The organism is Pedobacter hartonius, assembly GCF_900107535.1.
Classification (GTDB): domain Bacteria; phylum Bacteroidota; class Bacteroidia; order Sphingobacteriales; family Sphingobacteriaceae; genus Pedobacter; species Pedobacter hartonius.
The window spans coordinates 219,477-234,602 of record NZ_FNRA01000005.1 but is presented as its reverse complement, the minus strand read 5'-3'; the positions used below and the strand labels follow the sequence as shown (position 1 = coordinate 234,602).

Annotated in this window: 10 protein-coding genes; 3 read left to right on the top strand and 7 right to left on the bottom strand. The window is 43.0% G+C overall.

Translation table 11 applies throughout. The annotated features are described in order from the left end of the window. Positions 1 to 21 precede the first annotated feature (21 nt). From BLW16_RS11370 to BLW16_RS11355, 4 genes are all read right to left on the bottom strand, one after another. Positions 22 to 1,968, bottom strand: a complete 1,947-nt coding sequence (locus BLW16_RS11370) for an LTA synthase family protein (protein WP_090556703.1) — start codon at positions 1,966 to 1,968, stop codon at positions 22 to 24. 154 nt (positions 1,969 to 2,122) lie between these two features. Continuing rightward, a complete protein-coding gene (locus BLW16_RS11365) occupies positions 2,123 to 4,522 on the bottom strand; it encodes a TonB-dependent receptor (protein WP_175470556.1) in 2,400 nt (799 codons plus the stop codon). 135 nt (positions 4,523 to 4,657) lie between these two features. Next, the gene (locus tag BLW16_RS11360; RefSeq protein ID WP_090556701.1) at positions 4,658 to 5,920 is read right to left on the bottom strand and encodes a sensor histidine kinase; all 1,263 of its coding nucleotides are present in this window, start codon (positions 5,918 to 5,920) and stop codon (positions 4,658 to 4,660) included. Next, entirely contained in the window at positions 5,920 to 6,603 is a 684-nt protein-coding gene (locus BLW16_RS11355) for a response regulator transcription factor (protein ID WP_090556700.1), read from the bottom strand. Before BLW16_RS11355 ends, BLW16_RS11360 begins: the two co-directional genes overlap by 1 nt. 189 nt (positions 6,604 to 6,792) lie before the next feature. Between BLW16_RS11355 and BLW16_RS11350 the strand changes: the two genes are divergently transcribed. Together BLW16_RS11350 and BLW16_RS11345 are read left to right on the top strand one after the other, a co-directional pair. Further along, positions 6,793 to 8,799 carry a glycoside hydrolase family 97 protein gene (locus tag BLW16_RS11350; protein WP_090556865.1) on the top strand — a complete coding sequence of 669 codons (2,007 nt, stop codon included), beginning with the start codon at positions 6,793 to 6,795 and terminating at the stop codon, positions 8,797 to 8,799. Positions 8,800 to 8,993: 194 nt separating this feature from the next. After that, complete coding sequence (locus BLW16_RS11345; protein ID WP_175470555.1) at positions 8,994 to 9,725, top strand: DUF4397 domain-containing protein; 732 nt, start codon at positions 8,994 to 8,996, stop codon at positions 9,723 to 9,725. A gap of 34 nt (positions 9,726 to 9,759) precedes the next feature. Here the strand turns inward: BLW16_RS11345 and BLW16_RS11340 are convergent, their stop codons facing one another. Together BLW16_RS11340 and BLW16_RS11335 are read right to left on the bottom strand one after the other, a co-directional pair. Continuing rightward, positions 9,760 to 10,137 (bottom strand): response regulator, encoded by a 378-nt coding sequence (locus tag BLW16_RS11340; RefSeq protein WP_090556698.1) that lies wholly within the window; start codon positions 10,135 to 10,137, stop codon positions 9,760 to 9,762. Between the two features lie 36 nt (positions 10,138 to 10,173). Beyond that, entirely contained in the window at positions 10,174 to 13,248 is a 3,075-nt protein-coding gene (locus BLW16_RS11335) for a ligand-binding sensor domain-containing protein (RefSeq protein ID WP_090556697.1), read from the bottom strand. 338 nt (positions 13,249 to 13,586) lie between these two features. On the opposite strand from BLW16_RS11335, the gene BLW16_RS11330 reads away from it, so the two are divergent. Further along, complete coding sequence (locus BLW16_RS11330) at positions 13,587 to 13,967, top strand: MerC domain-containing protein (RefSeq protein WP_090556696.1); 381 nt, start codon at positions 13,587 to 13,589, stop codon at positions 13,965 to 13,967. A gap of 23 nt (positions 13,968 to 13,990) precedes the next feature. Here the strand turns inward: BLW16_RS11330 and BLW16_RS11325 are convergent, their stop codons facing one another. Beyond that, positions 13,991 to 14,818 carry a class I SAM-dependent methyltransferase gene (locus BLW16_RS11325; RefSeq protein WP_090556695.1) on the bottom strand — a complete coding sequence of 276 codons (828 nt, stop codon included), beginning with the start codon at positions 14,816 to 14,818 and terminating at the stop codon, positions 13,991 to 13,993. Positions 14,819 to 15,126 lie beyond the last annotated feature (308 nt).

The following is a 15,126-nucleotide window of genomic DNA, read 5'->3' as shown; positions in this document are numbered from 1 at the left end:
AATATCTATTTTCGGGATTTATTATTGGTGCATACCGCCGTTTTTAAACAGGTCATAGGCAGTTTGATAGTTAGCAATCGCTTTCTCAACCACAGCTGCTGACAGATGCGCAGGTATCTGTTCATTCTTCTCTTTATTATAGATGAAAGTTTCCGTCTTCTGCTGAGGGCCCAAAATAACAAGGCTATCCTGGCGCAGGTAGGCAAGCTTTTGATAAGTACCCAGTACCGCCCTGGGCTGATAAGCAGTATCCAAAACATTTTTTCCATAGAGGTTACTTTCATAGGTCCAGCCCAGCAAACCAAACAACGTCGGATAAAGATCTATCTGGGAGCACATTTTTGTGATCGCCTGCTTACGCTCCCGCGGAAGATTAAGAATGATACACGGGATATGATACTTGCTGATATCAATTTCGTTCTTTCCCGCACTGGATGCACAATGATCAGCAACGATAATCACAACAGTATTCCTGAACCAGGGCTTTAGCTTCAGGTGTTCAATAAATTTCCCGATAGCATAATCTGTATAACGTACAGCACCTTCCCGGCCGCTACCCGAAGCCTGATTGATCTCTCCTGATGGATAAGTGAAGGGGCGATGGTTCGATGTGGTCATCACAAAATCGTAAAAAGGTTTGCCCTCTTTATATTGCAAATCAGAACCCCGCAGCACGGCATCATACAGGTCCTCATCACTTATTCCCCATGCATTTTCAAAATGTACCTGCCTGTCTTCGATTATAGTCCTTTTGGTAAGGTAACTATCTCCCATTTTAATGTTTCTTCCCCGGTCGGTAATGTCAAAACCATTACTTCCGAAGTATTCGTTCATATTATCAAAATAGCCGTCCCCGCCATAATAAAACGTACGGTGGTAGCCCTGCTGCCCGAAAATATATCCCACGGTATTCAGATTTTCATTTCCTTTTCTTCTTACAATACTGTTTCCTGGCGTTGGCGGGGTAGACAAGGTTAAAGCCTCCATACCGCGTACTGTTCTGGTACCTGTAGCATACATATTTGTAAACAGCAGGTTGCTATCTGCCAAAGCATCAAGCACCGGCGTCAATTGCTGTGTATTCCCAAAGTGCTTCATAAAATCCGCACTCAGGCTCTCCACCGTGATCATGATCACATTGGGCTTATAAACCGGTCCGGGATTGGAGATTTCCCTTTTTATGGAATTACCATTTCTGAGGAAGCGGCTGTTCCCCTCATGAAGCTCGGATCTGATGATGCGATAAGCAATGTCCTTTTTGAGTACAGGATAAAAATCATAAAAGTTCAGTTCGTTCTCTTTAAAAGCAGCGAAAAAGGAATAGATACCCGCTTTTGAGAGTTCATTCTGGTACCTGTTGCTTCCTGTTTCAGCAAAAGAGTTACTCAATACCACCGGAAAGACAATCGTAAGTAACAGTAAACTTCCTGAGATCACTGCCCTTTTGCGAAAATGCATATTGCCCCCGAATGCGGCAACAAATACTCCCCTTCTGGAAAACAGCCAGATCACCAACGCCACCATAGCCATCACACCGCCTATCAATAAAGGTAAAGGGTATGATTCACTGATATTATTGATTACTTCATATGTGTAAATAAGATAATCTACAGCGATAAAATTGAAGCGGCTTTCAAATTCCTGCCAGAAGGTGAGCTCCGCAAAAAAGGAGAAAAAAGAGATCAGAAGTAACAGGAACAACAGGGTATATGTAATAATTTTATGCCCTTTTGTGTTTGTCCATGTTGACGGAAGCAGCAAAAGATAAATATTTAAAAGGGCCACCATGAATAGTGCTACAGCAAAATCATATATAAATCCAAGAACATACAATTCAAAAATGGCCGTAATGCCAAAGTGTATTTTCGGTAACGAAGCAATTAATAAACCTGTTCTGACTAAAAAGGAACAAACAATAAAAATTGCAAAGAACGAAAACAGTACACTATACCTACCCTTAAAGATCATTTTAACACATTAAAATTGATTAAGCAGGAAAGGTATTATGCAATTCTGTACAAATTCTGAATTTTGATGCGATATGAATCTTTACCTCAAAAATCTTTTTCTCCGAAGATCAGTAAATTCTGCCGCAGGTAAATTTAGCGCTGTCTTTGCTGATCTATAATGATGGAATCTCCGGATCTTTCGCAGGCTCCTCTTTGTGATCAAACTTCAGGTTGCCAAACTTATAGCTAAAGGTAATTCCAAATGAACGGTAGGGCACCCGTCTTAAGCTATACTGCCTGTTACCAGCCTGAATAATAGTGGCGTTCTGATTAATATATTTATTAAACGGATCTGTCGCACTCAGCCCGATGCTCGCTTTTTTATTCAGGAACTGTTTACGTAACGCCATCGTATAGTAGATAAAAGAAGCGTTGGTACCCTGAATACCCACCTTTGGCGAATTGTAATTTCCAAAAACCTCTGCAGATAAATCTTTGGGAAACTGGTAAGCCACATTCAGGTTCATCCGGTATTCCATCCCATCGGTATTCTGGTCCAGCCCCTTATAATTAAAGATGATCGCCTTATGAGAAATGAGCATGTTTGACCGTAGTGTAAGGTTGCTGCTCAGGGGTATACTTGCATATAAATTAGTGCCATACCTGTTCTCTCCGCCAGTATTGATCCTGCTGGTATAAGAGACATTGGTATAGGTGATCTCCCCTTCCGGATAGGTAGGATAGAAATCTGTAAACGTCTTGATATCGTCACCATTATGCCTGTAAAAAGCAGTAACATTTACCGAAGCGCCGTTTTGAAAAGATTTGCTGTAGCCTATTTCAAAGTTATTCCCGATCTCTGCCTTAAGGGCCGGATTACCCGAAGATATATTATAAGGGTCACTACGATTCACAAAGGGGTTGAGCTCGTCATAATCAGCACGTTCGAGGCGGCGGCTGTAACTGGCTTTGACGAGTTGTGTTTCATCAATCTGATGAGAGATCACCACTGACGGATTTAGGGATCCAAAATTTGGAATGACCGTATTGGCAAAGTCTGTATGGTTGACTGTATATTCATACCTTGCCCCTGCTTTCACATCCAGTGCATTAAAAACTTTGAAGGAAGCCGACAGATAATAAGCGAAAATATTCCGGTTATATTTAAAGTTATAGGATTGCAGCGGATCAGGAACATAGGATTGTGCCCCTGCATTATACAGCTGTGCATCCACAACACTGCTGATTGTTCTAAGAAATGCCTTTCCGCCGGTCTCTATCATGAAATTTTCCGATAACGGCTGTGTATAATTCAACTCAAAACCAGTTTCCCTTACTTTACCGGGGCTATTGCTGCTGGCACCGGTTGCCGGAGATACAGGGTTGATATCATCCTGCATCTGGCTGAAACCGGAATGATTGGTATTTACGTCCGACTGGTATAGAAAACTAAACTCCTGGCTTTCTTTCGCAAATTTTTTCTTGTAGTTCAGGCTCCATTGAAGGGTATTTCCGTTGACATCAGTACTTGCATTACGGTTGGAGTTTACATATAAAGGTAAACCATCACTTCCAAATGAAGTTTGTATCTGGCTTGCCGCATCCACACTGTTATTGCTTGTCCTGTTATATCCTACCGAAGCCCTTAGGTTATCTTTAGCAGTCACATTCCAGTCAACTCCAATACCTGTCTGATAACCGTTCCTTTTTACCCTGCTGTAGCCGTTCTGCTGAAGCAAGTCAACTTGATCACTGTTCGTGAGGCGCTTATCGTTTAATGAAGTGGTACTGTGTTGTACATTGCCACTGAAAAAAGTATTTACGCCAAAGCTGTTCTTTCTGGCATTCAGATTAAAGGAACCATTGCTGAGCCTGGTTCCTGCAGAAAGGTTCACTGTTCCGTTTACCCCGCTTACCTTATTATCTTTCAATACAATATTGATTACACCACCCGTACCCTGTGCATCATACCTGGCTCCCGGATTAGAGATCACCTCTATGTTTTTGATCTGGCTCGCCGGAATAGAGGCCAGCGCATCGTTCAGGCTCGCACCAAAAATACTGGATGGTTTGCCGTTGATCAGGAAATTAATCCCCGGACTGCCCAGTAGCTCAATATTACCATCAATATCTACGGTGAGCGTGGGCACCTTCTTTAATACATCGATCGCCGTTCCTCCCTGGACACTCAGGTCATTTGCGGGATCATAAACCAGTTTATCCATCTTATTCTGAACAGCGGGTGTCTGGGCCGTAATGTTTACCATATTTAATACCTTCTCTGAGGACCTCAATAGCAGACCCTGCAGCGCCACCACCGGTTTTTGCCGGCTGATCATAATATGATCTGCACTATAGGCCCGGTATCCCATAAATCCAATGCTGATCCTGTACTCCCCATAGGGCAGCTTACCGATAGAAAAAGAACCTTTGGCATCAGAAGTTCCTGTCTTCATAATGGTCTGGCTCCCCTGCGGATAGACATATATAGTGGCATAATCTACAGGAAGCTTAGTATCAGCATCTATAACTTTCAAAAATATAGTTCCGGTAAGGGTTTGCTTTTGGGCCATAGCCCCGAAATAAAAACAGGTAATGAACAGGCAGGTAAATAAGTATCTCATTATGTAGGTCGTCTGCAGGCAAAAAAACCATATAAATCTGTAGAGTTTCTGTAGAGGCCAGTTATGGCTGGTAAACCCGTCGCTTTAAACAGCCCATTCAAATGTAAATACGTGCTTTTGATCTGCGAAGGCGTACCTTATGTTTAATCCGGAATGTTCACAGATTTGTTTAACGATGGACAGGCCAAGCCCGTTAGATTTACTGTATTGCGATTCTTTATAAAAACGGTCAAATAGTCTTTTTGTATCCAGGCTGTGCTGTTTTGCGGTATTTGCAATTTCAAGTTTTCCCGGTATCAGCGTAATCAATATCTTTCCATTTTCAGCATTATGCCTGCCGGAATTGCTCAAAAGGTTATTTAATAAAATATCGATCAGTTCAGGATTGGCCGTAATGCCGGCGTCCTGAAGATCGGTGATCACCGTAATGTGGTTACCATCCCAAAATTCGTTGAACTGCTGCAGTTTTTCATCAAGTTTGTCTTTCAGATTGATCTGTTCAACATAAGTAAATTGCTGGTTTTCTATTTTTGCAAGCAGGAGCAACGACTGGTTAAGCCTTGATAGCCGGCTAACTGCTGCGAAAGCACTTTTCAGGCTATCACTTTGCCCTTCTGACAAACCTTCATCCTGAATGACCAGGTCCAGCTTGGAGCGGATGATAGCCAGCGGAGTCTGGATTTCATGTGAAGCATTCTCCGTAAATTCTTTCAATATCCGGTAATCATTTTTCGCCCCGCTGATCGTGCCGGAAAGAATAGCGTTCATCATGGAAAACTCTTCAATATCAGTTTCAGGCAATACAGGCTCCTGCTGGCTGCCCAGTTTAAACCCCTTCATTTCATTCATCGACTTGTAAAAAGGCTGCCATAATTTTTTCAGAATTGAGCGGTTCAGCAAAACAGAAATACTGATCATTAATAAAAGGATCACCAATGTGCTGTACACTAAAGTTCTGGTCAGCAGTTTGGTGCCTTCCAGGGGTTTTGCCACCGTTATTTCATACCAGACACCATTCACCCGCTGTGAAAATACAATCAGGCGAAAAGTTTCAGATTTACGGTCGTCACGGTTGTAAATAAATGCCTGTCTGATTTTTTTTTCACGGTAACGGTCTGTCAACCGGTATTCTACCTGTACTTCCTCAAAATTCTTAAATATAGGTAGCGAATCATTTTTACTTACGTATTTATGTACCTGATTTTCGTATTTGCCCAGCGCTTCGTCTACCTCATGGACAAGCACTTGGCTCAACAACACATCATAAACCACACCCACTATCAAAAACAGGACTGCCATTGCGCCCATGCTAATGCGGTTATATTTCGTAAATAATTTCACTCCCATTACTCTGATGGTATCATAAATTTATAACCCATGCCATAAACCACTTTAATATAGTCAGGAGCACCGGCATTCATCATCTTTTTTCTCAGATTCTTGATATGGGAATAAATAAAATCATAATTATCAGCCATATCAACCTCTTCGCCCCAGAGATGCTCAACGATCGCTTCCTTGGTAACCACCCTGTTTTTGTTACTGATCAGGTACAAGAGCAATTCATATTCTTTGCGCGTAAGCGGAACTACATCCTGGCGGTGTTTTAGTGATTTATCCAAAATATCAAGAACAAGGTCACCAATTTTAATCTGGTTACGACCTCCAAATGATTTACGGCGGATGATGGCAGAAACACGGGCGCCCAGTTCCGGCAGATGGAAAGGCTTGGCCAGGTAATCATCAGCACCGGTATTTAACCCGATAATTTTATCATCCATGGAATTCTTTGCGCTGACGATCAGCACCCCGTCTGCCTTATCCATCTTCTTTAATTCAGTTAAAATATCAAGGCCACTTCCATTTGGCAGCGTGATATCCAGGATAATGCAGGAATATTCGTTCATATGGATTTTTTCAATCGCACTATGATATTCATACGCTGCCTCGCAGGTGAATTGTTCAGTAGTCAGGTATTTACTGATACTATCTGAAAGTTCTGCTTCATCCTCAATGATTAATATTTTCATCCTTATCTGTTTCTATGATCCACCGTCCGGCAGGCAGCGCCTAATTTTTTTTTGATGATACAAATAAAGAATGAAATACTGTATTAATTCTGAATTTCAACAGGCCAATATCCTGCAACAAGTAAAATACATACCGGAACCTATTGCCAATTTATAGTATTTTTGATTCAAATGACCAAAAATAAACTGATGAAGAAACTGTTAATCATACTGACAATTTGTTTTTCCACTACGGTAAAGGCAGAGACCAAAGCAAAACTGCGCAATACAGAAAATGTAACCAGGCATGCAAAAGCTGAAAAGTTAGCACTAAAGTCTCCAAACGGCCAGATCAGCATTTCATTCAAATTAACGGACAAATTCTATTATACGGTTGCTGCCGGGCATGAAACCCTGCTTGCCAATAATTACATCGCCTTAAAGCTGCGGAACGGGATACTGGCACAAAACCCGAAACTGATCAGCGCCAAAAGACGCACAGGCGATGAGCTGATCAGGCCCTATGTTTCACTGAAGTTTTCTACAGTAAGAAACAATTACAATTCACTGCTCCTTACGTTTAAAGGGAATTACGCTATTGAGTTCCGTGCGTTTGATGATGGTGTAGCCTACCGTTTCATCACTACAAAAAAGGGCGAAATTGAAGTGTTGAATGAAGATCTTGCACTTAATTTCCCTTCAGATTATTTACTCCGCGTGCAGCAGCCGGGCAGTTTTAAAACAGCCTATGAGGAAAAATATACTGCGGTGAGTTCTGCAGGCTGGAAACCGGAAGATAAAATGTCTACCCTCCCCTTGCTCATCGATACGCGGAAACAATACAAAATACTGGTCAGCGAGTCAGACCTGTCAGATTATCCCGGACTGTTTCTCCGCGGAACAGGCCAAAATGGGATGCATGCTGTTTTCCCAAAAACCCCTCTGGAATTTGGTGACGACGGAGACCGCAGCTTAAAGATCACCAAAGAGGCCGACTATATTGCCAAAACCAATGGTACGCGCAGCTTTCCATGGAGATATTTCGTGATCACCCACGATGACAAACAGCTGATCGAGAATACAATGACCCTGAAGCTGGCCTCGCAAAGCCTGATTAAAGATTCGTCCTGGATTAAACCCGGACAGGCAAGCTGGGAATGGTGGAACGATGCTGCCCCCTATGGGCCGGATGTGAACTTTGTTGCAGGTTACAACCTGGAAACATACAAGTATTATATTGACTTCGCCGCCAGATTCGGTATCAAATATATCATCATGGATGAAGGCTGGGCAAAGACCACCCGCGATCCTTATACCCCAAACCCAAAGGTTGACGTACATGAACTGATCCGCTATGGAAAAGAAAAAGGAGTTGGTGTGGTATTATGGCTCACCTGGTTAACTGTACATCAGCATATGGACCTGTTTAAAACCTTCCAGGAATGGGGAGTAAAAGGGCTTAAGATTGACTTTATGGACCGCAGCGATCAGTGGATGGTAAATTATTACGAAGACATTGCCAAAGAAGCAGCAAAACACCAGTTGCTGGTTGATTTTCACGGTGCATTTAAACCATCAGGCCTCGAATACAAATACCCGAATGTGATTTCCTATGAAGGCGTCAGGGGAATGGAGCAGATGGGCGGAACCCAACCCGACAACAGCCTGTTCCTGCCTTTTATGCGTAATGCCGTTGGCCCTATGGACTATACTCCGGGAGCCATGATCAGCATGCAGCCTGAAGTGTATAGCGCAGAAAGGCCCAATGCGGCAAGTGTTGGTACCCGCGCCTATCAGCTGGCACTATTTGTTGTATTTGAAAGCGGAATTCAAATGCTGGCCGATAACCCGACGCTTTATTACCGCAATCCGGATTGTACGGAGTTCATCACCAGTGTACCCACTACCTGGGATGAAACGAAAGCTTTGGAAGCCCGGGCAGGTGAAGTTGCAATAGTAGCCAAAAGGAAAAAAGACAAATGGTTCATCGGCGGAATTACCAATGGAAAGGAGACCGAAAGAATCGTTCAGATTAGCTTCGGCTTCCTGGAAAAAGGAAAATCTTATACCATGACATATTTTGAAGACGGCATCAACGCCGGACGCCAGGCAATGGACTACAGGAAGAAAACCGTGAAGGTAACCGCGGCTGACAAGTTCGAGATCAAAATGGTACGCAATGGAGGTTTTGCCGCAGTAATCTCTGCGGGTATATAAAAGCCTTTTTCAGCCTTACGGAAATTAAAAGTTTTTAAGAAAAGCCAATTTTAGGATGAAAATCCCTTTTTTTGGGGATTTTAAGTGCCGGTCAAAAATATCTTCTTTGTGTAAACAATATAAAATAGTGGTGCTGATCGCAGCACCACCAGATGTTTTATGTCCACATTTTAAAATCTAAATCAATCAAGCTTATGAAAATCTTAAAAAACAAATTTTCTATCTTTAATCTGGCAGGTATCGCTGCTTTATCTGCTGTTCTTTTTTTTAGTTCATGCAGCGATGATGATGACAATCCAACTACCCCGGATCAGCAGACTAACGTTAAAGTGATCAACGGTGTATACGATTCTCCTGACCTTGTAGTAAAGCTGAATGGTACCCAGGTAGGCCCAAAAGCATTGGCATTCAAGAACTCCACCGATTATACTGCAGTCGGCGCAGTAAAATCAGAAGTAACACTAACGGTAACAGATCAATCCGCAAATAAAGAGATACTTGCAAGCACACTGAGTGTAGCCCCAAAAACAAACTCTTCAGTGTACATTGTTCCGCAAACAGCAACATCGGCTGTCAGCACACTGCTGATTGCTGATGATTTTACGGCTCCTGCTGCCGGAAAGGCCAAGGTTCGTCTTGTTAACCTGAGTCCTGACGCAGGCAGTGTGGATTTATTTCTGAATGGAAAGGCAGTGCCTTCAGCTACAGGAATAGCATTTAAAACTGCTTCCCCTTTTGTTGAAGTTGATCCAACAGCAACAGCTAATTTTGAACTCAGACAAACCGGTACAGATAACGTATTGGTAGCGCTTCCGAATGCAGCTGTTCAGGATGGTGAATTCACCACCCTATGGGCCCAGGGACAACGTACTATAGCAAGTGCTACTCCACTGGGACTTGGCAAGATTGTCAATAAGACCAAGTAATAAATCGTATTATTATCAACAGGCCATCCATAAATTATGGATGGCCTGTTGCGTTTAGCCCGAGAATAGTATTGCGCAGGCTTTGGTTCAGGCCACTTTTCAGGATATATCCGGCAGCTCCTGCCCGTATCAATTCCAGTATCCGCTCTTCATCCTCAAATACTGTTTGTATCAGAACCTTGATGTGTGGTACTTCCTTTTTCAATTGTCTTACCGTATCAATTTCATTTATTCCCGGCATTTCAATGTCCATCAGGATCACGTCCGGTTTAGAGAGCAGAACTTTCTCCACGCAGTTTTGCGCACTGCCATAACTGCCCACCACCTCAAAGGCCGGATCTGTTCTCAGCAGCAAAATGATACTGTTGCGGATGTTTTTATTGTCATCAAAAATGGCTATTCGAGTGCTCATAATCTTGTCATTTTATTATACTACAGATTGAAAAATTTATTTTATCCTTACAGATAGCTGAATTACTGTTCCAGAGCCGGGGTTGCTATCAATAACCAGCTTCGCTTTTAATTCCTCAGCACGCAACCTGATATTGGTCATTCCATTTCCTCCCAGCGAGCCCGTTGCATCATAGCTGAAATCCGCATTGGAGACAAAGCCGATGCCATCGTCTTTTATCCGGGCATACAACATATCGTCCACCACCCTCACTTCCACATCCAGATTTGCACAATCTGCATGTTTGATAGCGTTGTTGATCGTCTCTTTCAGAATCAGATAGAGGTTTTTACGGATCCAGGTTGCAGCAATATTGGCCTGGCTTTTCGCCACATGCCTGAAGGTAAAATTGATATTTTTAACCTTACACAAGGGTCTGGCAAAGTTTTCAATTCTAACCATGATACTGTTCAGATTATCATTTTTAGGGTTGATTGCCCATACAATATCAGCCATATCGTTAATCATCTCATTGGCCGTATGACTGATCGTTTCCAGGATGTTGTTCAGCTGAGTTGCTTTATCCTGCCCCTGATAGATTTTGGCTACTTCGCTATAGACAGAAATACTGCTCAGCGTAGAACCGATCTGATCGTGCAAATCCTGCGCAATGCCGTTTCTGATGGCCTGCTGTTCCAGTAAAGTATTCACCCTGTAGCGGTAAAAGAAATAAGCAATGGTAGAAATAATGATAACAATTATCGAAGAAAACCACCAGCGCAGCCAGAAAGGAGGTGTAATAATGATAATAATAGATTTATAATTTGACACCTCAGTGTCATTCCAGTTGGTAGCCTTCACCTTAAAACGATATTTTCCCCCGGCCAGATTGGTGTAGTTTGCGGAATTGTGCTTTCCGGCCTGGATCCAGGACTTGTCAACACCTTCAAGCATATAGGAATAAGATACATTGTCCCCCGTATATTCAGGAGCAGAAAATTCTATGGAAAAAAAATTCTGGAAATAGTTCAGTACAATGGTTTTATGATCCAGCCAGTGACTGAAAGATTTATTAAAGATTTTAAAATCTGTAAGGAAAACTTCAGGGTTCGGCGGTATCTTGGCAATCTTTCCGGGGTTAAATGTGATGTAATAATTCACGCCAGCAGCATACAGGTTATTTTCATTGTCCTTATAAATATACCCCATCAAGCCTTCAGAACTCTGGAGAAAGGGCAGTTCATAACTTGAATAGAGTTTTGATTTTATCTCGTATTTATTTACATGTCCATTGCATAGCATCCATAAATCGTCTTCATCATCTGACGCTATCCCCTCGGTAAGATTACTGGAAGACCTGATGTGTGTAAACTTATCCGTGCCTTTATCAAAGTAGTTGAGTCCTCCGCCATAAGTACTTATCCAAAAATTCCCTTCTCTGTTCTGATAGATATCAAATATATTATCGCTGCTGATCGAATTTTTATCCATAATACCGCTGGAATAATATTTTATGGGAGAGATACCTCCCCGCTGCCAATCGCCAAGACCAAACTTATTTGTAGCGATCAGGATGTTGCCATTACGGTCAGCATAGAATTTGCGTATCAGGTTGTCCTTGATATCGTACCTTTTCAGGATCTGCTGAACTGAATCTGTCCTTGATACCCACTTGCTTTCCCTGAGGTCATAATAGGCCAGATAATGCCCGTAGGGCGAAACAAGCAATACGGGATGATTATTGATGGTATCCCGGACGATAGAAACAATCCTTGAACTGAACAGTTTCTTCATCACCGGATCCTCATCCGTATGGGGAAGCGGGATAACGGTATTTGTTGCAGGATCATACTTGAAAAGTGTATAATCCGTCCCGATATAAAAAGTCTTATCCTGGTCAATAAAAAATTTGGTAACCGCCAGTTTCTGGCCTTTATACATAACATTGCGGTAATCTAATACCTGGCTGTTGTTCTCTTTGGTAACGATCCCGTCAGACGTTCCGATCCATAATTTCTGTTGTTCATCTTTATAAAAATCATAAACGATCACATTATTATCATCCCTCTTCTTCAGTGGATACTGAACAAAGGGAGAGAAGAGCGGGTTGTATTTGTTTAAACCATTGTCGGTACCCACCCATACGATCCCGCTCCGGTCTATGTAAACCACATTGGCATGGTCATTTGTCAGCGTTCCCTCAACATACGGATTGTGCCTGAAGTGATAAACCTGTCGTGTAAGGCGGTTATATACAGTAATCCCTGTGTTTTTACCTGCCATCCATATCCTGTTGCTATTGTCTTCTGCAAAAGAAGCCATTTCATCGGCAGGGACACCTGCGGGGGCCTCCTCAGGACTAACACCAATATCCAGCCTGTCCGGTGAGTAACGATAGACTTTATTGTCCCATGAGCCGAGCCAGAAAGCGTTGGTCTTGTCCTTAAATATGGAAGTAACAGTGTTATGCGGTAAGTTGGCATATAAATTATGGTAACGTCTATCCTCCTTATAGGCCAGAGTCCTTGTGTTGATCTTCAGCAATCCACCTCCTATCCTTCCCACCCAGAGGATATCATTGCGGTCGCTTTCAAAGGAGAGGATACCTCTGGTGCCCATATCTTTCTCATTCAGTGCAGGGCCAAATTTCTCCGTTTTTTTATTGAAGCGGACTGCATAACTGCCGCTGGTAGCCAGCCACAGATTTCCCTGATTATCTTCAGTAATTTTGTTGATGCCATTTTCGGGAATGCCTTCAGGATTTTTCCGGTCGTGTTTAAATTGTCTGAATTGTTTTGAAGGAGGCTGACGGTAGTCATATTTTGTCATTCCGCCATCTGCAGTTGCTATCCAGAGCAGCCCCTGTTTGTCCTCATAGATATCTGAAACGATATTGCCTGAAAGGCAGGAAGTAACATTAGGTTCGCTCCTGAAGACGGTGAAATATCTGCCATCATACCGGTTCAGGCCATCCTCGGTACCAAACCACATGAACCCGCGCTTATCCTGTATAATACAGTTTATCTTTTTATGTGACAGTCCTTTCTCCGTCCCTATCTTTGTAAAATAGGGATTAAACCCTTGTGCCATAGCTGTGTTGCACAACAGAATGAAGATCAGAAATAATCTCATATGTTTGATGAATTGAGCTGTTTTTTCACAGGATGAATTGATTAACCCGTACCTGACCGTTGTATATACGACAGCAGCAGAATTATTTAGCGTAATAAAAGTTAACTATTTTAAGAATTTAAAAACCCTATACCTTTTACTGAGTACTAAGCATGGATTTTATAATTCCGAACGTTGCAAAGTAAATAATATTTCAGCCACAAAATATCCCCTTTAAGGGGGGTATTTAATAAAAGCCATGAATCACATTAATAATTTCCTGGTCATAAAAACCACTTTTTGCTCAAATATTTCTGCCCAGACTACAAAAGCAATCTAATTGCATTTAACTTTGCGGCATGAAATCGTTCCCAAAACATGAAAGATTAGATCACCTCGGTATGGCTGCTTCTATTGCATGTGCCATACACTGTGCCGCATTGCCTTTGGTGATCACTGCCTTGCCCCTGCTGGGACTGGAGTTCCTGGCCAACACCGGAGTGGAGATCTCCATGATCTGCCTTTCCCTGATAGTTGGTATTTACTCGCTGAGAATTTCGTATCCGAAACACAGGAAGGTATTGCCGGTCCTGGTGCTGGTCACAGGGTTCCTGCTGATCGCTGCGGGCCATTTTATCTTTGAATCCCTGGAAGCCCTCATTGTCCCGTTGGGAGGCTTTACAATTGCGGCCGCCCATTTGATCAACTGGAAATACGGCCGCCGCTGTAAGCATCAATAAGTTAAATCAGGATATGGTGTTCCTCAAGGCGCCATATGATCCACTTCTGCGGCCAGCATCATATGAGGGCTCAGACAAAGCAACTCCTGGTTGGCCTCCGTCAGTTTAAGCAGTTCCAGTAAACGTCTTTTTTTTGCCGGAGATGACCAGCTTTCAAAATACTGCTGATCCATCCAGGCCATACCCTCAACAGCTAAAACAGCCGTTGGATTAAAACCCGCAGCCTTGAATTCACTGATCAGTGCAGAAGGACTATGAAAAAAAGCCTGTGCAAGAATTCCCGGAAAGTCTGCCGGGGGATAATGCTCTCCACTTAGCAGTTCCTGCTTACACATGGCAAATACCTGATCATGATGAATCAACCCATTTTGAAGCGCCGCTAGCGTGGACGCTGCATGATTAATGCCAAATCCAAGTACTACTCCCCCGATTTTCAGGATGCGCCGTGCCTCTTTGAGCACGGCCAAACGCTCTTCCAGATCCTGAAGGTGGTACAGCGGTCCGTGCAGGATCACCACATCAGCTGAATTATTCTCCATCGGCAGCGCACGGGCTTCGCCAAGAACAGCCCGGAAACCATATTTTGATCTTTTCGACCGCCTTTCGGCCTGCTGAATGTGTTTGGGAACAGGATCTACCAGCAGTATGTTGTGCCCAAGCGCAGCAAGCCATTGTGCATAATGGCCCGGCCCCCCGCCAATGTCTGCAATCAGACCTTTCCGGTCGGGCAGGTAACGGGATATAAGGTCTTTATTTCTTTCAAATTCCAGCGGGCCGAGACCAAGCGTAAGCCTGGATTCTTCGGAACTGCGGGTATAAAAATTGGATATTTCTGAATCAATAAGGTTCATGATGTTCTATAAATAATACACGTAAGGATTACTTTGCCCAACCAGAGCGGCCAGACAGGAGGCGGATGCCCGTTAAAGGCATACGCAGAGGGGTGTAATATTTATAAATCGATTCTAATACCCCTAAAATAAATAATTATATCAACAAACACGAAACCGGCTCAGGCAATTTCAGGGATATTGTTATAGAACGTATAAAACATCGTCTAGCCTGCATCCTCGCGTCTTCATGCCCAGCCACCATGCTACAGGATATTTGGTGATGATACCGTCCACCCCCAGTTCTCCGAGGGCAACCATATCTTTTA

Excerpts from the sequence above, each read along its gene's own strand:
- BLW16_RS11370 (WP_090556703.1), bottom strand. The coding sequence starts at position 1,968 with ATGATCTTTAAGGGTAGGTATAGTGTACTGTTTTCGTTCTTTGCAATT.
- BLW16_RS11365 (WP_175470556.1), bottom strand. The coding sequence starts at position 4,522 with ATGGCCCAAAAGCAAACCCTTACCGGAACTATATTTTTGAAAGTTATA.
- BLW16_RS11360 (WP_090556701.1), bottom strand. The coding sequence starts at position 5,920 with ATGGGAGTGAAATTATTTACGAAATATAACCGCATTAGCATGGGCGCA.
- BLW16_RS11355 (WP_090556700.1), bottom strand. The coding sequence starts at position 6,603 with ATGAAAATATTAATCATTGAGGATGAAGCAGAACTTTCAGATAGTATC.
- BLW16_RS11350 (WP_090556865.1), top strand. The coding sequence starts at position 6,793 with ATGAAGAAACTGTTAATCATACTGACAATTTGTTTTTCCACTACGGTA.
- BLW16_RS11345 (WP_175470555.1), top strand. The coding sequence starts at position 8,994 with ATGAAAATCTTAAAAAACAAATTTTCTATCTTTAATCTGGCAGGTATC.
- BLW16_RS11340 (WP_090556698.1), bottom strand. The coding sequence starts at position 10,137 with ATGAGCACTCGAATAGCCATTTTTGATGACAATAAAAACATCCGCAAC.
- BLW16_RS11335 (WP_090556697.1), bottom strand. The coding sequence starts at position 13,248 with ATGAGATTATTTCTGATCTTCATTCTGTTGTGCAACACAGCTATGGCA.
- BLW16_RS11330 (WP_090556696.1), top strand. The coding sequence starts at position 13,587 with ATGAAATCGTTCCCAAAACATGAAAGATTAGATCACCTCGGTATGGCT.
- BLW16_RS11325 (WP_090556695.1), bottom strand. The coding sequence starts at position 14,818 with ATGAACCTTATTGATTCAGAAATATCCAATTTTTATACCCGCAGTTCC.